Below are 17,913 nucleotides of genomic sequence, written 5' to 3' on the forward strand. Positions count from 1 at the left end.
CGGTATTAACGGGCGCTAAGTGCTTGTTTTGCGAGGGAGGATACCTTGGAGCCGTCTATATTTTGTCCTTTAAATTTTGCCATAACTTTACCCATCACCTTTCCCATATCCTGGGCTCCGCTAGCATTCAATTCCCCAATAGCTTCTGTAACCGCTTTGGAGATTTCTTCATCGGAGACTTCTTCTGGAATATAACGAGAGATGACTTCTGCTTCCTGAATTTCTTTGCTTGATAGATCCGGACGATTGGCTTTGTCATATTCGACAGCCGTGTCCTTTCTGCGTTTGAAATTAGATTTGAGGATCTGCATGACAGCAGTATCCGTCAGCTCGGAAGCACCGGTTTTGGTTAATTCATATTGAATTTCCGCTTTCAAGAGACGTAAAGTGCCTAGGACTGTTTCATCCTTGGCCTTTAAAGCCGTCTTTAGATCGGTATTGATCGTCTCTTGAAGGGTCATTAGTAAAACCGACTTAAAGATTAAAGTTTATCTTTTTTAGCGAATAGTCTTTTCTTTTTGTCTCGTTTGCGTTTCGCAGCTTCAACAGCTTTCTTTTTCACAACGCTTGGTTTTTCAAAGTATTCTCTACGTTTGATTTCGCTCATGATACCAGCGTTCGCACAATCTCTTTTGAATCGACGAAGCGCAGCTTCAATTGATTCCCCTTCTTTTAAATAAATCCCTACTTGTGGGGTCATAGACAAACAACTGTCCTTTTGTAAAAATGGTCTAGTTTTGACGGTAACGGAAAAGGCTCTGATTTGTCAATTCAGCCGAAAACCAAATCAGAAATTTTCGATAAAAATGGAAGAAAACCTAGAATCGTCTGCCAAAATCTCTCGATCAATAGGGAAAATCTTCAGTTTGTAGTCCAAAATCAAATGTTTGGAAGGAAAGTAAAGCGATCCAAAGCGGTGGTTGGCCCCGTCTAGGGTTTCTCCAGGGCAGAATAGAAAATAAGAACGTGGATTCAGTTGGAAATTGAATTCGTTTTCCCTCGTTTCTTTATGCAAAGTGGCTGTCACTTCCCGCAGAATTTCTTGGCTTTTGACTACGCCAAGGGGTTTGAAAAAGGGAGATAAGTCTTGCAGGTGGAAAAAAGCGATCACTCCTGAATGGACATCGCCCGTAAAGGAACGTTCCATTTTCTTTCGGATCGGTTCTGTGATGGTTAAGAAATCGAGAAGGTTCTTTTCTCGTAAGGAAATCCCTGTGGCACAAAAGGTCAGAACTTGGTTGGAAAGGTCTTCCCAGTTTCGCATCGATAGTTCCGGTTCCACTTCTTGGGCCACCAGGACAAAAACGGGAACCTCTCCTTCCGGAAGACGCATAATATTGATTTTAAAGTCCTTTCCCTTTTCTGAAAAAGTCCCTAAGGATTTTGGATCCATGTATTCTAAATTTCGAACAAGATCCGAAATTTGTTTCGAAACAAGACTGCGAAGCCATTCCTCTTTTTCGGTTTGGCCAAATTCATAAACAATTTCGCCGGCAAGATACACCCAACCCAAATGGGCGCCCACACTGGCAAAACTAATGCCAAGACGCCTAGAATGGTAATCTGTCATTTGCATGGAGGGGGAAGTACTTACATGAGTTGGATCTATCATCGGAATCTAGTTTTAGTATCGGTCGGGACTTCGCCAATCAAAAGGAGAAAGGATTGCTCCTGACGTTATGCCCCCAAAATGGTGTAAAAACTAATCGGGGAACCTGTGAACGCAACACCGAAACAAAAAAAACTCATTTCTCTATCGCAATTCATTCTAGAAGAGCAACTCAAAATCCCTCATGCCTCCGGAGAATTTACAGCCCTACTCAGCCACTTAGTCTATGCGGCAAAAATTGTAGGCCGAGAAGTCCGAAAAGCGGGACTTTTGGACGATATCCTGGGTGCCACAGAAGATACCAATGTCCAAGGCGAAACACAGATGAAACTGGACCAATATGCGGACAACGCCTTCAACCAGTCCCTGAAAATTTGTGGCCACCTTTGTGTCCTTGCCAGTGAAGAACACGAAGACATCATTCCCATCCCTGGAGGATACAATATTGGCAAGTATACTATGGCAATCGATCCCCTAGACGGATCTTCGAATATTGATACCAATGTCTCCATAGGAACCATCTTTTCCATCCACCAAAGGTTAGAACCAAACTCGAAAGATCCGGGAAGCGAACGTGACCTCCTCCAACAAGGCCATCTGCAACGCTGTGCCGGATACATCATTTACGGATCGTCCACGATGCTTGTGCTTTCCACAGGAAAGGGAGTTTCCGGTTTTACTTTAGATCCGAGTGTAGGTGAGTTTTTATTGTCCCATCCCAATATGAAAATGCCTGAGTCGGGAGATATTTATTCTGCCAATGAAGGGAATGCTTCTTATTGGTCCCCAGAAGTTCAGGCCTACCTCCAAAAGATCAAATCCATTGAAGGAGGAAAAAAACCAAAAACAGCTCGTTACATTGGCTCACTTGTGGCGGATTTCCATAGGAACTTACTCAAAGGAGGAATCTTCCTCTATCCCAATGATACAAAATCATCAAAATGCCCGAACGGAAAACTACGTCTGTTATACGAAGCGGCACCAATGGCTTTCATCGCCGAACAAGCGGGGGGAATGGCGGTGACAGTGAAAGGAGAACGAATCCTAGACCTAAATCCGAAAGACCTTCATGAAAGAACAACGCTCATTATTGGTAGCAAAAAGGAAGTAGAAGAATTCCTTACGTTCATTCCCAAGGCATAATTTTCAAAACAAATACAGAAATTTCTTTCAAAGGAAATCTCGATCTGATAGTTTTGGCAGAATTAAAAGATTTTAGGAGAAAACTTTCAATGAATAAAAAACTACTCGTTTTAATTCTTGGTGTCACTATGGCTTCTGGACTTGCTTTCTGTAAAAAAGAAGAACCAGTTGTTGAAGAAAAAATCGAATCTGTTGAAGATGCAGCTAAAAAAGTAACTACAGAAGTAGAGAAAAAAGTAGATGCAGCAGTAAAAACGGCAGAAGCAGAAGCTAAAAAAGCAGCAACAGGCGCGATCAAAGACGCAACGAAAGACATTAAAAAACCAGCAGGTTTCTAATCATCTTTTTTCTGTAAAAGAGAAAACCAACCGAATTTCGGTTGGTTTTTTTTTTAGCTCACTTGAAGTTTCAAAATTCTCTCTCTACTTTTTTTCCAACCTTGTCTTCACAATTTCATTCCCACTAAGAGTCAGTGTATTTGATTTTTGCATGAAGTTCTTCTTCTAAGGCACATTTAGGATAGGTTCCCACATCCAGAGAAGTTCCAATATGGCCAAAAGGATCTTGTGGGGAAATGATCCGTAAGTCCCAACCGTTTACGATCCAAGGGCATTGGTAATTTTTGTCCTTACAAAGAATCTGCGCTGCTTTTGGTTTTGGATATGCCCATGCAGAAGTGGGAAACTTACATTTATTTTCGATCTCCGCAATCGTACGAATGCGTTTGATGGCTTGGTCAAATTCTTTAAAGCGATTTATCATTGGATCAGCCAGATCCTTTCGGAAAAGTCCCTTCTCCGCATTGTATGTAAACATCACAAGAAGTTTTTCAGAGACATGTTCTTTGTCTGTTGTAGTCTTTAAATTTTCCATGATATAACGAGCAATCTTTAACGCATCTAAGGTGACCGAAGCGGTATCATCTGCATACTCACCTGCTTCCTCTTCATCATCACTGGCATCATCTTCCATTCCACTTCCTGCGAGTAGATCCTGGTTTAATTGGTGTTTACGTAAGTCTTCCACATTGACTGTCGCAGGAATTACTCCAGGAATTTCAAATCCATTCGAACCATGGTTATTAATAGCACTAATGACTTCTTCAGGAAGATTGAGTTTTCTTGCAATTTCCAAAGAAAGATTCACGGCGGAAGAAAGAGACGACCCAAAAAAACTTTGTTTGTACAACCCCTCTTTGGATACAGAAATATCGGCACAAAGACCGGCAAGAAAACTGAACCTATTTACCATCTTAAAGCCGTATTGCTTTTGAATCACAGATCCTAAACTTAATAGTCCAAAGTCTGCTAAGTGGTTAAAGAACTCTTTGTGGCTGAGCAGAATGCGAAAAAAAGATAGAGCAATTGATTTAGAATAAAAGGCATTTTGAATGATACCTTTGAGACTTGCCATTCTTTCCGCATTTTGTTCATAGAGATGAAAAATAAACTCATTGGATCTGTCTTCAATACGACAAAGAATGGCTTTCGAAAGAACCATTCGAAGCATTCTCATCAAATCCTTGGACATGGCTAACTTAAATGAAGGAATGTAGTTCCCTTCCATCCCTTCCAGTTTCTTTAAAATATTTTCCTTAATGGCAACTTTTTCTTTGATTAAGATACTGCCATTTTTATCAACAACAGGTTCACTGAGAGATACAGAACCTAACAAATCATAATCAACAGCAAAATTTCTAAATTCATTGAATTCTAAGAATTCGATTCCAGCATTCGTAATTTTCATAAAGGTCTTACGGAAACTGTCTTTTACGATCCCTCTGAGAGCAAGATTTTTGCTTTCATTCTCCGTCTAAATAGTGTAGTTTTTTAGTGGTTTTGGAGGTTCTAGTTGGTTTCTTCTGTCCCAAAAGACTCACAATCTGTGAGCGAGTTGAAAGAGTTTTACAGACAAATGGTACTTATACGAAAGTTTGAGGAAGCCGCTGCCAAAGCCTATAGTGTAGGAAAGATTGGTGGGTTTTTACATTTGTACATCGGTCAAGAAGCAGTGGGTGTTGGAGCAATCGCATCCCTCACACCAAAAGACTATATTGTTTCTACTTATAGAGACCATGGCCATGCATTGGCAAGGGGCCTTAATCCAAAACCCCTTATGGCAGAGTTATTTGGTAAAGCAACAGGGATCTCAAAAGGTAACGGTGGTTCGATGCACTTCTTCGATCGCAACGCACACTTTATGGGAGGGCATGGAATTGTAGGCGGGCATATCTCTCTTGCCGCTGGTATTGCCTTTGCTTCCAAATATAAAAAAGAAGATTCGGTTACTATCTGTTTTTTTGGAGAGGGAGCTGCCAATATTGGATCCTTTCATGAAGGATTAAACTTAGCTGCCATTTGGAAACTCCCCGTCGTTTTTATTTGCGAAAACAACCATTATGCGATGGGAACACCGGAATACCGTGCCCTTGCAGTCAAAGATGTTTCTGTCAGAGCTTATGCTTATGATATGGCTCGTGATCATATCGAAGGCGATGAAGTGAGAAAAGTAAGAGACCACGTCCAAGTGGCAGTCGAACGAGCAAGGCGAGGAGAAGGTCCCACCCTCATTGAAGTTTCTACCTACCGTTTCCGTGGTCATTCCATGTCTGACCCTGCCAAATACAGAACCAAAGAAGAATTGGATGCTTATAAAAAGAAAGACCCCCTTATGCGTGCGAGACACGAACTCGAATTAGGTGGGATTAAAGAAGAAGAATTGGATAAAATGGATTTAGAAATCCAAACCCAAATTGACGAGGCCTATGAGTATGCGGAAACCTCCCCCGAACCTCCCCTCTCTCAACTACACAAATACGTGTATGCGGAGGACAAATAGATGGCCATTCTTACTTATAGAGAAGCATTAAACCGTGCCATGGTGGAGGAGATGGAAAAAGATCCACTGATCTATTTAATGGGTGAAGAAGTGGGCCACTACCAAGGAGCCTATAAAGTTTCCCAGGGAATGCTAACCAAGTTCGGAGAGGAACGTGTGATCGACACCCCTATTTCTGAAAATGGATTTGCTGGCATTGGAGTGGGTTCTGCCATGGTGGGCCTACGCCCCATCATTGAGTTTATGACTTGGAATTTTTCCCTTGTTGCCATCGACCAAATTATCAACTCCGCAGCGAAAATCAATTATATGAGTGGGGGGCAATTTCCGATGCCCATCGTCTTTCGCGGCGCTGGGGGTGTGGGAGGAAGGCTCGGAGCCCAACACTCACAAGCTTTTGAATCGTGGTATGCGCATTGTCCAGGGCTCAAAGTGGTTTGTCCTGCCACTCCGAAGGATGCCTATGGCCTACTCAAATCATCCATTCGGGACAATAACCCAACGATCTTTATCGAATCGGAAGTGTTATACGGTTCCAAAGGAGAAGTCCCGGAACAAGAATACACCATTCCTTTGGGACTTGGGGAAATCAAACGCAAAGGTACAGACATCACTCTTGTGACTTGGTCCAGAGCTCTCGTTTTTGCAGAAGAAGCAGCTGCCATCTTAGAAAAAGAAGGGATCTCTGTGGAAATAGTCGATCTTCGCAGTTTACGCCCGTTAGATGAAAATCTCATTTATGAATCTGTTAAAAAAACAAACAGAGCTGTGGTTGTGGAAGAAGGTTGGCCTGTAGCTGGATTTGGGGCACAAATTGCTTACCTCATCCAAAAAAATGCCTTTGCTTACTTGGACCACCCCGTCGAACGAGTGACACAACTGGATGTTCCTATGTCTTACGCAGCCAACTTAGAACGAATGAGTTTGCCCAATGCAACAAGAGTTGCCGATACCATCCGCGAGATGTTACAGTAGGAGAACCGTAATGGCAAAGATCCAAGAAATGACTCAACTTTCCCCCACGATGGAGGAAGGAACCATAGTGAAGTGGTTGAAAAAAGAAGGAGATTCCGTATCTCCCGGTGACATCATTGCCGAAGTAGAGACAGACAAAGCTGTGATGGAAATGGAAGCTTTTGAAACTGGTGTGATTCTAAAAATTCTACATACCGAAGGCGCCAAACTAAAAGTAGGCGAAGCCTTGGCAGTAATTGGAAAACCCGGTGAAGATGTATCGAGTCTCCTCGCAGGAATTCCACAAAAAAGTTCTTCTGCACCAAGTCCCGTAACACAAGCAGTGGCATCAAAGGAAAATGGGAATCCAACGACTCCGCAACAGGAAAAGCCAGATCCAGTTGCCGTTGTTGCATCTCCTACAAAAGAGATCCCTTCTGCAAACGCACTCCCCCAATCAAAAACCTCGACCTCCATAAACTCGGTCACCGGGCTTACTGGAGTTACTGGGGTAAATTTGACAAACAGAGGAGGACTTCGTGTGCTTGCCTCTCCTTTGGCTAAGTCCATTGCCATTGAAAACGGAATCGATTTACACTCAGTCATTGGAACAGGTCCCGAAGGTCGAATTACCAAAAATGATGTACTCGATACATTAAACAAAGGTACGAACTCCCGGTCATCGGCGGCTGGACCTTCTCGTTTGGATGAAGTGGTGACTCTGAATGGAATGCGTAAAACCATTGCCAAACGCCTCACCGAATCCAAACAAAACCTCCCCCACTTTTATTTGAATGTGGATGTAAATGCGAAAGCTATGGAAGATTTCCGAGCGGATCTTTTGGAATTCCAAAAACATTTGGATCCAGAATTACAAGTGAAGGTGAGCTTAAACGATATCATTGTGAAAGCCACTGCTGCGGCTCTCCGGCTCCACCCGAAAGTAAATGCCAGTTTCCAAGGAGATTCCATTTTACAATTTGGTCGAGTGGATGTAGGGATTGCTGTTTCGCTTGATGGAGGTCTACTAACACCCGTTATCCGAAATGCAGATACAAAATCCATAATAGAGATTTCGAAAGAAGTGAAGGAACTGGCCAAAAGGGCGAGGGAACGAAAACTCAAACCCGAAGAATTTTCAAATGGAACCTTTACCATTTCGAATTTGGGAATGTATGGGATTAGCCGATTCACGGCCATCATCAATGAGCCGGAAAGTGCCATCCTTGCTGTGGGTTCTGTGGAAGAAAAACCGGTTGTGGAGAACGGGGTCGTGGTTGCCGGGAGAGTTTTGTCTCTGACCCTTTCTTGCGACCACCGAGTGATCGATGGTGCCGTAGGGGCCGAGTTTCTAAAAACCCTAAAGACTCTTTTGGAAAGACCGAGTCTTATTGCGGGTGTTATTTGATTTTTGAGTTTTGGATTTAAGCGGCGAAAAAATCGGCACTTTGGATGTCGGCGACGGGAATGCGGACCACACCATTGGCTAAGTTCCCGATCACGACATCGTCCATCATTTGGCGATTTTTATCGAGTTCAATGCTTTGTCCGTCTTTGAGGTGGAGAACGATATCGATTCCCCGGTAGTGGATGTATCTTTCGAGTGTGCTTTTGAATTTGTGTGCTTTGTCCATCTGGTTTTGCTTTCCTTTCTTTTTGTAACTTACAAAGGGTATCGTACGAATTTATGAGACCTTTAGAAAATTTTGTCTCATTAGGTAAGTTTTTTTTGACAGTATCAGGAAACCGGGAGAATTATGTCACATGAAGCCTGAGAACCCCACATCCGCCACTCCTGGCGTACGGAAAGCCGCCCTACTCCTTTTATCCCTAGGCAAAGAGAGGGCTGCCGATGTTCTCAAACATCTAGATGACGCCATGCTCGAAGCTGTGATTTTGGAAATGTCCAAAATCAGATCGATATCCAAGGAAGAAAGAGAAGTCATCCTAAAAGAATTTCACAATACCATAGAAGATTTGAATGAAACCACATCCGGTGGCCTCTCCACCGCCAAATCCCTTTTGGAACATACTGTGGGCGCAGAAAAAGCCAATGTGATCTTAAAGAAGATCCACAAAGAAGAAACGAAAAACGATTTTGAATTCCTAAACCAAGTGGAGCCGGGTGTTTTACAAGGGATGCTCGGAACCGAATCCCCACAAATCATTGCGGTGACACTCTCTCACCTGGATCCGAAAAAAGCCGCCGATGTTTTGAAACTCTTTCCCAAACCAGAACAAGCCAAAATTGCGGTAAGACTCGCTACCACATCCAAAACCCACCCTGATGTGATCCAAAACATTGCTCGGATTTTAAAGAAACGATACGAAGAAAGAGACAAACAGGAATACTCGGAAGCCGGTGGTGCTCATGTTCTTGCGAACATTTTGAACTTTATGGAAAAAGGGGCCGAGGAAACCATCCTCTCCGAATTGGAAGAGACCTCACCCGATGTGGCCGACCAAGTGCGGGAAAAACTATATACCTTTGAAGACATTCTATCCTTGGATAATAAGGAGATGCGAATCCTGATCAATAGGCTCGCAGATGACACATCCATCTCTCTTGCGATCCGTGGCGCGGGGGATGAAATTCGGAAAAAATTCCTAAACAATATGAGCCAAAACCGAGCAGAAGATATTTTGGATATCCTAGATATGAAACCTCGGGTCACCTTACGAGAGATTAACGAAGCAAGAAGTAAGATTGTGCAAGTGGCTCGTGTGTTAGAAGAAGAAAATCAGATCTTATTTAAGAAAGAGAAAGAAGAGTATATCGAGTGATTTTTAGGAAAACCGATGGCGGAGTTGACGGGGCTCGAACCCGCGACATCCTGCGTGACAGGCAGGCACTCTGACCAACTGAGCTACAACTCCATCGGAATAAAAACCAAGGTATAGAATCGACTTCGAGAGTCAACTGTTTTCATTTGTTTTCTTGCCTTTCGTTAGAATTTTTAGAATCTGGTATTGGTTCTATGCAAATCGAAGAAAAAAAAGCCAAAGACCTTTTCCATGATCGAATCTTTACTCTATCCAATTTTCTATCTGTGTTTCGGGTATTGTTACTCCCCTTTTTCTTCCAAAGTACTTATGACTACGCACATAACCCGGCAAACCTTCACGCCTTCTTTGCATCCATTTTTTATGCAACAGCTGCTGTCCTCAGCGACTATCTGGATGGACTCTTTGCTCGCCTACTCCACCAAGAAACAACACTCGGCAGATACCTAGATCCGGTTTGCGACAAACTGGTGACACTCGGGGGACTCTTCGTTGTCACCATCCATTTTGATTTTCCTAGTTGGATCCTCATTGTATATTTTATCCGCGAAGTTTTAGGAGTTTGGCTTGGCGGTTATTTGTATTTAAAGAGAGGATTACAAGGACGACCGAACTGGTGGGGAAAATTTGGAGTGGGAATTGTCGCTGTGTCTGTGGTTTGGTATATGTCGTTGCCTTACTTCTTGCAGTTTGGGGCACCCTATTCATTTTTACTCCATCCTGTAATCTCAGCCTATGTTTTACTTTTCGTATTAACAGCCGGTGTAATTGCCTATGTGATTCGGTATTGGAATATTGTCTTCCATCCGGAAGCAATTGAGTTAGATCCTGAAAATAAAAAACAGGCTAGGAAATACCAAAAGATCTAATTGGATTTTGATTTCTACTAATGATTCAAATTGCCAAAACTTCCGAGTATATAAGCAAATAACCAAAAGTAGAAATCTAAAATTAAATTACAGTTTTGAAATGAATTACTTCAATGTTCCTGTTTTCTTTTTACGAAGAAGATACCATTCGTAAAGGTTTTGTCCAGTTTCTACCCAAACAAATTCTGCATAATGGTAGTAAGCTCCATCGGCTGCATTCATCGTTAAAGCAGAATAGTTTTTGGGATTTTCATACACACCTTTTGCAATCTCCGAAGACATCTCTGTTACAGCTCCCGTGGCAACGTGTTTGTATTTAGTCAAAACTTTTCCATCAGTGGCTTTTGCTTTTGCATCGGTGATTTCTAAATTTTTCATGCCTTTAGATTGGAGGTAAGAAAGAAACTCAGGTTTTCCTTGGGATTTTCTTGCTTCTGCCATTTCCCAGATCGCATTTTTTCCAGATTTGTTATATACATTAACATTGGCACCTGCTTCCACTAAAACTTTCACTAGTTCCAAATCAGCTATACGAACAGCATTCCATAACGCAGAGTCATAGTCTGGTCCAAAACTATACTCTCTATATCCTGCAATGTTTGGATTGGCACCTTTTGCTAATAAGAGTTTTGCTATCTTTGCATTGGCCACTCGGTCAAGTGCGGTTCTTGCGCCCCAACGAAATCTCATTTTGAAGGGTCCAATTCTGTCTGTATAATCACATTCTTTGGAACGATTGGTTACCTTTGCACCTTTATCTAACAAAAGTTTAACGAGACCTTCATCCCCTTCCATGGCAGCAATGGTTAAGGCATGAAAACAGTCCGAAGTTTCGTTCACATCGGCACCTTCTTCGATCATTTGTTTGGCTTTGTCGAATTTGCGATCTTCTATGGTGTAGGGCAAACTCGCACAAGATACGAATCCCCATAAAACAATGAGTGGAATGATTTTTATCATCCCAACATCATATTCTGCACTTCCGAAAGGCAAGTGAAAAACATAAGAGAGATTCAAACCCTTATTGAACCTGCTGGGGGAGAAGTTCTAAAAAAAAAATCTTAATTAATAGATGGTTCTGTTAAAGTTTCTTTCTTTGTTTTGACTTCAGTTTTGCAATTTTTTCATATTCACGAAGTTTTAATTTTAGAATTTCTAAAGTTTCTTTCATAACCGCTTTCCCGTGTTCAGTATCGATTTCTTTAACAAACCGGATTACCATACCGGTTGTGTGACTAAAATAGAGAGCAAAAGGACGGACCTCCGATTCTTTTAGCACGGGAAGGCAACGGAGGATTGTTTTTATAATTAAATCTGAATTTCTATATGTGTCACGATTGTCTTCTATTACCAATTCGGGAATGGCTCGAGCTCCTGCCCAAAGATTTGCCAAAGCAGGATCTTTCTGAAAAAAATCGATAAAATGTTTGAAGGCCTTTTCAGCAGCCACTTCCAATTCTTTGATTGTTCGAACAGGATCCAGAATTCGTCTGCTTTCTTCATAGAGTGAATCATAATATTGATTCATGATGGATAACAATAAGGCGCTTTTGCCTGGAAAATATTGGTATAAGGAACCAATTTGAATTCCCGCAGTCTGTGCAATCTCTCGCATACTAACAGCATCGATTCCCTTTTCGCCAATTAACTCTCTAGCTGTTTTTAAAATGAGTTCGACCCGGTCGCGGCTTCTGGTTTGAACGGGTATTTTTGGCTCAAGACTCATTAGAAAAGGAGATTTCCCATGTCAATATTTGCACTTCTTTTTTTGACCAAACACCGATTTTCTATTTGACTCATTCTAAATAAAGAGCATTGATCATATTTTTATGAGCATTGTTCATATTGGAACTTGGAGCAAACAATGGAAAGAAAAGACAACCAAACTATAGATTCCGAAGGAATCATTAATAAATCTGATACAATCTGCATCGTTGGTGCGGGACCCGCAGGTCTGGCGATGGCGAGATCCCTTCTCTCCAAGGGAATTCCATTTCAAGTATTTGAAAGGTATAGTGATGTCGGTGGCATTTGGGATATAAAAAATCCTGGTTCCCCAATGTATGAAAGTGCTCACTTCATATCCTCTAAATATCTTTCTAATTATTTTGACTTTCCAATGCCAGAAGAATATCCCGATTACCCTTCGAATCGACAAATACTCAACTATCACAGAGAATTTGCAAAGGTTTACAATCTTTATCCTAATATCCAATTCAACACAGAGATCAAACAAATCAAAAAAGTAGATAAACTTTGGTTTGTCGAAACTGGAACCGGAGAGAGATACCTTTTTGGAGGAATTGTGTGCGCAAGTGGAATTACATGGTCGCCTAATATTCCAACGATTGCGGGCCAGTCTAGTTTTACTGGCAAAATCCTACATAGCGTAAACTATAAATCATCCCATTTGTTTCAAGGAAAACGAGTTCTTGTAGTAGGTGCAGGAAACTCTGGTTGCGATATTGCCTGTGATGCAGGTGCCAATGCAGAACAAGCATATATTAGTGTTAGACGAGGATACCATTTCATTCCGAAACATATACTAGGGAAACCTGCAGATGTTTTTGGTGATGGTGCCCATTGGATTCCCAATTGGCTCTCACAATTTGTTCTCGGGAAATTATTGAATCTACTAGTTGGTGATTTAACTAAGCTTGGTTTACCTGCACCCGACCATAAAATTTTCGAAACACACCCAATCATCAATGATCAACTATTACATAATTTAAGACATGGTGATGTGATTGCAAAACCTGATATAGAAAGACTGGAAGGTGATTTCGTGATCTTTAAAGACGGATCAAAAGAAAAGATCGATCTCATCATTTTGGCAACCGGTTACAACTGGTCGATTCCCTATATGGAAGAAAGTTACTTTCAATGGAAACAAGGAAGACCGGAACTTTACCTTACTTTATTCAACAGGGATTACGAAAATCTATTTGCACTTGGTTATATGGAAACAGACGGCGGTGCCTATAAAATGTTCGATGAAATGGCAAATTTAATCACTTCCTATATTGATGCAAATCTAAAGGGGAATCCTTCGGCAAAACGGTTTGCGCAATTGATTCAAAACGATCGACCATTGCTCAACGGGAACATCCAATATCTAAATACAGGTCGCCATTCCGTCTATGTCAATCAGGTAGCTTACAAACAGTATAGGTCTAAAATACAAAAGAAAATGGGATGGCCAGAATTAAAACCTGGGCAATTCCAACATTTAATGTCTAGAGAAGTGACTTCAAAGGAAAACAAAAATGGCTAAAAAAGATGGTCTTCGTAAGAGTTTGTAGATTGGGTTGAATAGGTGATTTTTGGGATAATAGATCCGACTCAGTTCCAGGAAGGATATTCCTGGTATGAAACTAAAGCTATTATCCCAAACGTGTTTAACGTCTTTTTTTCTTTCTTGCGACTTTCTTTTTCGCTGCTTTTTTCTTAGCAGTTTTCTTTTTCGCAGGTCTCTTTTTAGAAACAGCCTTCTTAACTTTTTTCTTAGCGGCTTTCTTTTTCTTAGCTACTTTTTTCTTTGCAGCTTTCTTCTTTTTAGGAGCCGCTTTTTTAGCCTTTTTCTTCGCTGCTTTCTTTTTTGCGGCTTTTTTCTTCTTAGGAGCTGCTTTTTTAACCACTACTGCTACTTCCGGAGCAGGTTCTTCTTGAATCTGTGGAATCTCTATTGTTTCGTTTTCTTCCATACATGTAACCTTATGAAGATAGTATCAAATCTTCCTTCTTGGTACGATATCAAAGCTTGGATTATTAAAAGTAAATTCATTTTTGTTTTGAGTGAAAGAAGATGAGTAATTTAATGATCCGAAGTCTCCAATCGAATATTGAAAATTGGCAAGTTCATTGATTTTCCGTTCGAAGTGGTAAAGTTTGAAGAATCTAACTGAGATATTCTATTGTTCCGATTTATTTCCTGTGTTTTAGATATTCAGGAAGATAACATCTTAAATAGGCGACGGCAGCTCTTCCGGCTTCACCTACCATCTCTTCGGTGATTTCTCCCTGTTCCCGAAACGAATACCGAAAGACCGAATCAATAAGGGAGACCGCAATGCCCACCTTACGAGCTACATCCGGTAAGTCTGGTAGTAAAAACCGGTCCTCTACTTGAGAAAGAGCCAATTTTGCAATTGTAGAATCTAACGTTTTTCCGATATGTTGGGTCTCTTCATTACGAACCCCATACACCACACGCATGAGAGCTCTGTCTTCTCTTACGACAGATGCCGCTTCTATGGCAAGAAAATACACATAGTCTTGCCAAGTTTCAAATTTCGAGGTATCCACTCTTTCTAACCTTGCAGAAACTAATTCTGAATGTACTAACCGAAGGCCTAAATACAAGGCACCCATATTAGGAAAAAAATGATAGGCGGAGGCCCTGGGGATTTTGGCCCGTGCACATACTTTCGCAAAGGTAAGTGAGGATGGATCTTCCTCACGCAGTAGTTCTCTAAGTGATTGTACAAGGACCGTCCGCCGACCATGATCTTGCACCTTTTTTCCGGCCTTTTTCCTTATAGAGATTTTACCCTCCTCCTTTCCCTTTCCCGATGGTTGTTTTGGCTTGGAATTTTGCATTCGTTATCGACAAAAGCCGAGTTTTTTGCCAGTTTCAAGCAAAAATAGCAGCCATCTTTGGAAAAATACTCGACATTAGCCCTGCCGAATGTAAATTCTATTCGACAGATGTCGGGTTTTATGGGAATCCAAGAAATGGAGTCAAAAGTGATTAAAGATTCAAAAATAGAAACTGTAAAAAAGTCCATGCTTACCGCCTGTATAAAGTTAGCTGATTTAGGATTTTTGGCTGGTGTCGGTGGAAATTTAGCTGTCCGAATCGATTCTAAACTTATGGCGGTCACTCCTTCTGCTACTGACTATTATACTATGAAACCTGATGATCTTTGTATCTTAGAGATCAATGGATTAAAGATGGTAGAGGGAACCAAACAGCCAACCACCGAAAGTGGAATTCATGCTTCATTTTTTAGTTTGCGACCCGAGATTGAAGTAAGTTTACATACGCACCAACCACTCGCAAGTGCCGTCTCCCTATTGGGTTTGGATATGGATATTGAATCCATGGAAGGGAAACAAAATATAGGACAATTTGTGCGAATTGTTCCCTATGCCCCATCGGGAACCCCATTTCTTGTCAGAGCCTTTAGAAAAAAGATCACGAAAGAAACCAATGGGTACCTACTCCGAAACCATGGCCTTGTTTGTGGGGCATTATCACTCGATAGGGCCATCGCCAATGTAAAGTTAGTGGAAAAGGAAGCCGCACGTTTTTTACGAAACCGAATTGAAAAAAACCAAAACCTAATCTATATGCCAAACGAGATGAAACAACAGTTACTCTCGGCGCTTTAATGGTTCAGTTATTGGCCATAATACCAAAGTTCGTTGGAAAACCAGAAAATTAAGGAAATACTAGAATGAAATCGACTCCCATTAAAAAAAGAAATCCAAAACAGGAGACTCCATCCGATTTAGCGGAATTAAACCATTTGTGGGATCGCTTAGAAAACAAAGGTCTATTACAAACCCATAAGGCGGATCTTTCCTTTCGTATTCCGGGTAAAGGGAGTTTCCTTCTGATGCACCGTTCGGAAGGAAAGAAATCAAAAGTAGAAACAACAGAATTCTTAATTGATAATCCCACAAGTAATCTCAAAGGAAATTCGATTCGAGAGGAATCTTTTGCTGTGGTCCGGTTTCATGCCAGTCTATATTCCTTAAGACCAGACATAGGTGCCATTGTTTGGTTTAGGCCCGTTTGGAGCTCCTTACTGGCAACTCTCGATCACCCACTCCCCTTAGTTTTTGATGAACAGTGCCGCCAATTAGGAGCACCAGTCCTCAAGATCCCCAAACGATTTGACGGTTCTGTTGAAGCAAGTTCCATTTTGCTTTCGGGTGCCAATGCTTTTCTGGATGAAGGAGGTGTGGTCATCACTAGTGTCACTCGTGATAAAGCCATTTATAACTGTGAATTGATAGAAAAATGTTCCAAAGCCTATCTATTAGCACACTCCACGGGAAATCCAATCCAAAGGATTCCTTGGTGGGTGCGTTTTATTGCGAAGAGTCGACTCTTAAAAGATGAAACCAAAGCCAGTGCGGCCTATGCTCGCGGCGAAACACCGACTGGCTTCAAAGCTTATTAGATAATCCCAATTCTAGAGTGTGCTTATCTTTAATTGATACCGAGAAAAATATCAAACTGAGAGTGATTGGGATCTTTCGCATTCAAACCATAAACTTCGAGATCAGCAACGTAAGAACGGTTTTTTTTGTAATTATCTTCGGACCAAATGGTCTTCCACGTCTCAAGGCCTATCTCAGCGATCGGACCCCAAGGGGTGGGCACTTGGATATAATTGGATGCAGGAATTGTAACTGAGGTTAGATGAGGAGGCAGAGTTCCAACCGAATCTACAGCAGCACCAATTAGGATAGTGTATTCCCCATTTTCATCCGATTCAAATTCTGTATAGGTTACCATAAATTCCGAAAGGTTGGTTCTCCCTGAAATCTGCGAAAGGATTCCCTCCTCCCAAAACCGTTGCCAAAGACCTGCAATTTTACCTTTGCCTGTCATTTCCGAAGCATTAGAAGTCCTGGCTTTAATCCCGACGAGAGTGATGTTCTCTAAATGAATTTTCTTCTGAGTTGTATTTTCCATAAGATCATAGTAACCGAAAGGGATAATCCTTTCTTGACAATTTGTGCTTTTTTGTGGGTAGTTTTTGCGACAAAGTAGAGAGAAAACCAACTTACTAAAATTCTAAAAACCGATTTCGATGATAGGAAAACCAAACCTATTTGATGGGGATGTAGATTTCTGATTCTGGGTTGGTTTCTGATTGGAATCGATCATCAAACAAATCAAAATCATCACTAAATTCCCGTTCGTAACCTGTGTTTGGCATCCACGTTCCGTAAATATACTTCCAACCATTCAGAATATCTCTGTTTTGATTTCCGGGAATAGTAAAAACCATATATTTTGATGGTTTCATTCTATGGGTGACAAATCCATCTGGAACAAAACCATCCGAACTCACTTGTGCACCGATCACCACATCGAAATTCTCCGCATAATCCCAGTTTGTATAGATCCCCATAAGAGAATGACCCATCCTGTGGGGAATGGATTCGGCTAAACCTCTACTTGTAAATTCGCCCCAAAACTTAGGAATATCGATCTCATTTTGGCATCTTTGCATTGTAGTTCGGTATGTTTTACCCATCAGAATAAATTCATTTTTGGTCACAACTTGTGTTTTAATTCCCGATCCATCGATTCTAATTCCATCACGTAAAGAATCAATTTCCAATTTAGGAAAATTTCTATGTTCTAATTGTTTTCTATAATCGGAAGGATTCATTCCATATTCAGAACGAAATGCACGTAGGAAAGACTCAGGAGTTGTATAATGATATTTTAAAGCTATATCGATAATTTTATCTTTTCCGAGGATAAGATCGTTTCCGGCTTCCGTCAGTCTTCGTTTTTTTAGATAGGTATAAACAGAGTAGCCCGTAACATAGCGAAATATTCTTTGGAAATGCCATCTGGATTGGAATGCATTTTTTGATATATCTTCTACACCAATGTCATCTCTCAAATGTTTTTCAATAAAACTAACTGCTAGTTTGATATGATCGTAGTAATCCATGGAGCAATCT

21 protein-coding genes and 1 tRNA gene are annotated in these 17,913 nt (G+C 41.2%); 10 read left to right on the top strand and 12 right to left on the bottom strand.

Translation table 11 applies throughout. The features are described 5' to 3' along the window. Positions 1–5 precede the first annotated feature (5 nt). The 3 genes from LEP1GSC195_RS06505 to LEP1GSC195_RS06515 all read right to left on the bottom strand — a co-directional run bounded on the left by LEP1GSC195_RS06505 (position 6) and on the right by LEP1GSC195_RS06515 (position 1,612). A complete protein-coding gene (locus tag LEP1GSC195_RS06505; protein ID WP_002973880.1) occupies positions 6–461 on the bottom strand; it encodes a GatB/YqeY domain-containing protein in 456 nt (151 codons plus the stop codon). Between the two features lie 20 nt (positions 462–481). Continuing rightward, positions 482–700 carry a 30S ribosomal protein S21 gene (gene rpsU / locus LEP1GSC195_RS06510; RefSeq protein WP_002973784.1) on the bottom strand — a complete coding sequence of 73 codons (219 nt, stop codon included), beginning with the start codon at positions 698–700 and terminating at the stop codon, positions 482–484. Positions 701–787: 87 nt separating this feature from the next. Next, positions 788–1,612 (bottom strand): hypothetical protein, encoded by an 825-nt coding sequence (locus LEP1GSC195_RS06515; protein WP_051122357.1) that lies wholly within the window; start codon positions 1,610–1,612, stop codon positions 788–790. 105 nt (positions 1,613–1,717) lie between these two features. Between LEP1GSC195_RS06515 and fbp the strand changes: the two genes are divergently transcribed. After that, complete coding sequence (gene fbp / locus LEP1GSC195_RS06520; protein ID WP_015681501.1) at positions 1,718–2,752, top strand: class 1 fructose-bisphosphatase; 1,035 nt, start codon at positions 1,718–1,720, stop codon at positions 2,750–2,752. An 89-nt stretch (positions 2,753–2,841) separates the two neighbouring features. Next, entirely contained in the window at positions 2,842–3,090 is a 249-nt protein-coding gene (locus LEP1GSC195_RS06525) for a hypothetical protein (RefSeq protein ID WP_015681059.1), read from the top strand. 124 nt (positions 3,091–3,214) lie between these two features. On the opposite strand, the gene LEP1GSC195_RS06530 is transcribed toward LEP1GSC195_RS06525, so the two are convergent. Further along, complete coding sequence (locus LEP1GSC195_RS06530) at positions 3,215–4,498, bottom strand: hypothetical protein (protein WP_015681932.1); 1,284 nt, start codon at positions 4,496–4,498, stop codon at positions 3,215–3,217. Positions 4,499–4,603: 105 nt separating this feature from the next. On the opposite strand from LEP1GSC195_RS06530, the gene pdhA reads away from it, so the two are divergent. Genes pdhA through LEP1GSC195_RS06545 form a run of 3 tightly spaced genes read left to right on the top strand, consistent with a single transcriptional unit; the run spans position 4,604 to position 7,952 of the window. Next, positions 4,604–5,590, top strand: coding sequence for a pyruvate dehydrogenase (acetyl-transferring) E1 component subunit alpha (gene pdhA, locus LEP1GSC195_RS06535; protein WP_015681120.1), 987 nt, complete (start codon positions 4,604–4,606; stop codon positions 5,588–5,590). Further along, positions 5,591–6,565: a pyruvate dehydrogenase complex E1 component subunit beta gene (locus LEP1GSC195_RS06540; RefSeq protein ID WP_015682532.1), complete on the top strand. Its 975-nt coding sequence runs from the start codon at positions 5,591–5,593 to the stop codon at positions 6,563–6,565. A gap of 10 nt (positions 6,566–6,575) precedes the next feature. After that, on the top strand, positions 6,576–7,952 hold the full coding sequence (locus LEP1GSC195_RS06545; RefSeq protein WP_015682010.1) for a pyruvate dehydrogenase complex dihydrolipoamide acetyltransferase: 1,377 nt from the start codon (positions 6,576–6,578) through the stop codon (positions 7,950–7,952). A gap of 16 nt (positions 7,953–7,968) precedes the next feature. Here LEP1GSC195_RS06545 and LEP1GSC195_RS06550 read toward each other — a convergent pair whose 3' ends face one another. Beyond that, on the bottom strand, positions 7,969–8,178 hold the full coding sequence (locus LEP1GSC195_RS06550) for a hypothetical protein (RefSeq protein WP_002987008.1): 210 nt from the start codon (positions 8,176–8,178) through the stop codon (positions 7,969–7,971). A gap of 130 nt (positions 8,179–8,308) precedes the next feature. On the opposite strand from LEP1GSC195_RS06550, the gene fliG reads away from it, so the two are divergent. Beyond that, positions 8,309–9,328 (top strand): flagellar motor switch protein FliG, encoded by a 1,020-nt coding sequence (gene fliG, locus LEP1GSC195_RS06555; protein WP_002973559.1) that lies wholly within the window; start codon positions 8,309–8,311, stop codon positions 9,326–9,328. 16 nt (positions 9,329–9,344) lie between these two features. Here fliG and LEP1GSC195_RS06560 read toward each other — a convergent pair. Next, a tRNA-Asp gene (locus LEP1GSC195_RS06560) sits at positions 9,345–9,421 on the bottom strand. A 101-nt stretch (positions 9,422–9,522) separates the two neighbouring features. Here LEP1GSC195_RS06560 and LEP1GSC195_RS06565 point away from each other — a divergent pair. Then, on the top strand, positions 9,523–10,197 hold the full coding sequence (locus LEP1GSC195_RS06565) for a CDP-alcohol phosphatidyltransferase family protein (protein WP_015680986.1): 675 nt from the start codon (positions 9,523–9,525) through the stop codon (positions 10,195–10,197). A gap of 105 nt (positions 10,198–10,302) precedes the next feature. On the opposite strand, the gene LEP1GSC195_RS06570 is transcribed toward LEP1GSC195_RS06565, so the two are convergent. Together LEP1GSC195_RS06570 and LEP1GSC195_RS06575 are read right to left on the bottom strand one after the other, a co-directional pair. Then, positions 10,303–11,214 carry an ankyrin repeat domain-containing protein gene (locus tag LEP1GSC195_RS06570; protein ID WP_232227720.1) on the bottom strand — a complete coding sequence of 304 codons (912 nt, stop codon included), beginning with the start codon at positions 11,212–11,214 and terminating at the stop codon, positions 10,303–10,305. Positions 11,215–11,278: 64 nt separating this feature from the next. Next, positions 11,279–11,923 (bottom strand): TetR/AcrR family transcriptional regulator, encoded by a 645-nt coding sequence (locus tag LEP1GSC195_RS06575; protein WP_015680650.1) that lies wholly within the window; start codon positions 11,921–11,923, stop codon positions 11,279–11,281. Between the two features lie 138 nt (positions 11,924–12,061). Between LEP1GSC195_RS06575 and LEP1GSC195_RS06580 the strand changes: the two genes are divergently transcribed. Beyond that, on the top strand, positions 12,062–13,471 hold the full coding sequence (locus tag LEP1GSC195_RS06580) for a flavin-containing monooxygenase (RefSeq protein WP_015682459.1): 1,410 nt from the start codon (positions 12,062–12,064) through the stop codon (positions 13,469–13,471). A gap of 124 nt (positions 13,472–13,595) precedes the next feature. Here LEP1GSC195_RS06580 and LEP1GSC195_RS06585 read toward each other — a convergent pair whose 3' ends face one another. Together LEP1GSC195_RS06585 and LEP1GSC195_RS06590 are read right to left on the bottom strand one after the other, a co-directional pair. Next, positions 13,596–13,901 (bottom strand): hypothetical protein, encoded by a 306-nt coding sequence (locus LEP1GSC195_RS06585; RefSeq protein ID WP_015682593.1) that lies wholly within the window; start codon positions 13,899–13,901, stop codon positions 13,596–13,598. 220 nt (positions 13,902–14,121) lie between these two features. Then, on the bottom strand, positions 14,122–14,796 hold the full coding sequence (locus tag LEP1GSC195_RS06590) for a TetR/AcrR family transcriptional regulator (protein ID WP_084597397.1): 675 nt from the start codon (positions 14,794–14,796) through the stop codon (positions 14,122–14,124). Between the two features lie 120 nt (positions 14,797–14,916). Here LEP1GSC195_RS06590 and LEP1GSC195_RS06595 point away from each other — a divergent pair, with 120 nt between their 5' ends. After that, positions 14,917–15,591: a class II aldolase/adducin family protein gene (locus tag LEP1GSC195_RS06595; protein WP_408605927.1), complete on the top strand. Its 675-nt coding sequence runs from the start codon at positions 14,917–14,919 to the stop codon at positions 15,589–15,591. A gap of 65 nt (positions 15,592–15,656) precedes the next feature. Continuing rightward, a complete protein-coding gene (locus LEP1GSC195_RS06600; protein ID WP_015681515.1) occupies positions 15,657–16,388 on the top strand; it encodes a class II aldolase/adducin family protein in 732 nt (243 codons plus the stop codon). Between the two features lie 29 nt (positions 16,389–16,417). Here LEP1GSC195_RS06600 and LEP1GSC195_RS06605 read toward each other — a convergent pair whose 3' ends face one another. Together LEP1GSC195_RS06605 and LEP1GSC195_RS06610 are read right to left on the bottom strand one after the other, a co-directional pair. Further along, positions 16,418–16,906, bottom strand: a complete 489-nt coding sequence (locus LEP1GSC195_RS06605; RefSeq protein ID WP_015681020.1) for a GyrI-like domain-containing protein — start codon at positions 16,904–16,906, stop codon at positions 16,418–16,420. A 136-nt stretch (positions 16,907–17,042) separates the two neighbouring features. Then, on the bottom strand, positions 17,043–17,903 hold the full coding sequence (locus tag LEP1GSC195_RS06610; RefSeq protein WP_015682454.1) for an AraC family transcriptional regulator: 861 nt from the start codon (positions 17,901–17,903) through the stop codon (positions 17,043–17,045). Positions 17,904–17,913 lie beyond the last annotated feature (10 nt).

The organism is Leptospira wolbachii serovar Codice str. CDC (assembly GCF_000332515.2).
GTDB classification, from domain to species: Bacteria; Spirochaetota; Leptospiria; order Leptospirales; family Leptospiraceae; genus Leptospira_A; species Leptospira_A wolbachii.

Coding starts and splice junctions, on each gene's coding strand:
- LEP1GSC195_RS06505 (WP_002973880.1), bottom strand. CDS start 461: ATGACCCTTCAAGAGACGATCAATACCGATCTAAAGACGGCTTTAAAG.
- rpsU (WP_002973784.1), bottom strand. CDS start 700: ATGACCCCACAAGTAGGGATTTATTTAAAAGAAGGGGAATCAATTGAA.
- LEP1GSC195_RS06515 (WP_051122357.1), bottom strand. CDS start 1,612: ATGATAGATCCAACTCATGTAAGTACTTCCCCCTCCATGCAAATGACA.
- LEP1GSC195_RS06525 (WP_015681059.1), top strand. CDS start 2,842: ATGAATAAAAAACTACTCGTTTTAATTCTTGGTGTCACTATGGCTTCT.
- LEP1GSC195_RS06530 (WP_015681932.1), bottom strand. CDS start 4,498: ATGAAAATTACGAATGCTGGAATCGAATTCTTAGAATTCAATGAATTT.
- LEP1GSC195_RS06540 (WP_015682532.1), top strand. CDS start 5,591: ATGGCCATTCTTACTTATAGAGAAGCATTAAACCGTGCCATGGTGGAG.
- LEP1GSC195_RS06545 (WP_015682010.1), top strand. CDS start 6,576: ATGGCAAAGATCCAAGAAATGACTCAACTTTCCCCCACGATGGAGGAA.
- LEP1GSC195_RS06550 (WP_002987008.1), bottom strand. CDS start 8,178: ATGGACAAAGCACACAAATTCAAAAGCACACTCGAAAGATACATCCAC.
- fliG (WP_002973559.1), top strand. CDS start 8,309: ATGAAGCCTGAGAACCCCACATCCGCCACTCCTGGCGTACGGAAAGCC.
- LEP1GSC195_RS06565 (WP_015680986.1), top strand. CDS start 9,523: ATGCAAATCGAAGAAAAAAAAGCCAAAGACCTTTTCCATGATCGAATC.
- LEP1GSC195_RS06575 (WP_015680650.1), bottom strand. CDS start 11,923: ATGAGTCTTGAGCCAAAAATACCCGTTCAAACCAGAAGCCGCGACCGG.
- LEP1GSC195_RS06580 (WP_015682459.1), top strand. CDS start 12,062: ATGGAAAGAAAAGACAACCAAACTATAGATTCCGAAGGAATCATTAAT.
- LEP1GSC195_RS06585 (WP_015682593.1), bottom strand. CDS start 13,901: ATGGAAGAAAACGAAACAATAGAGATTCCACAGATTCAAGAAGAACCT.
- LEP1GSC195_RS06590 (WP_084597397.1), bottom strand. CDS start 14,796: ATGCAAAATTCCAAGCCAAAACAACCATCGGGAAAGGGAAAGGAGGAG.
- LEP1GSC195_RS06595 (WP_408605927.1), top strand. CDS start 14,917: ATGGGAATCCAAGAAATGGAGTCAAAAGTGATTAAAGATTCAAAAATA.
- LEP1GSC195_RS06600 (WP_015681515.1), top strand. CDS start 15,657: ATGAAATCGACTCCCATTAAAAAAAGAAATCCAAAACAGGAGACTCCA.
- LEP1GSC195_RS06605 (WP_015681020.1), bottom strand. CDS start 16,906: ATGGAAAATACAACTCAGAAGAAAATTCATTTAGAGAACATCACTCTC.
- LEP1GSC195_RS06610 (WP_015682454.1), bottom strand. CDS start 17,903: ATGGATTACTACGATCATATCAAACTAGCAGTTAGTTTTATTGAAAAA.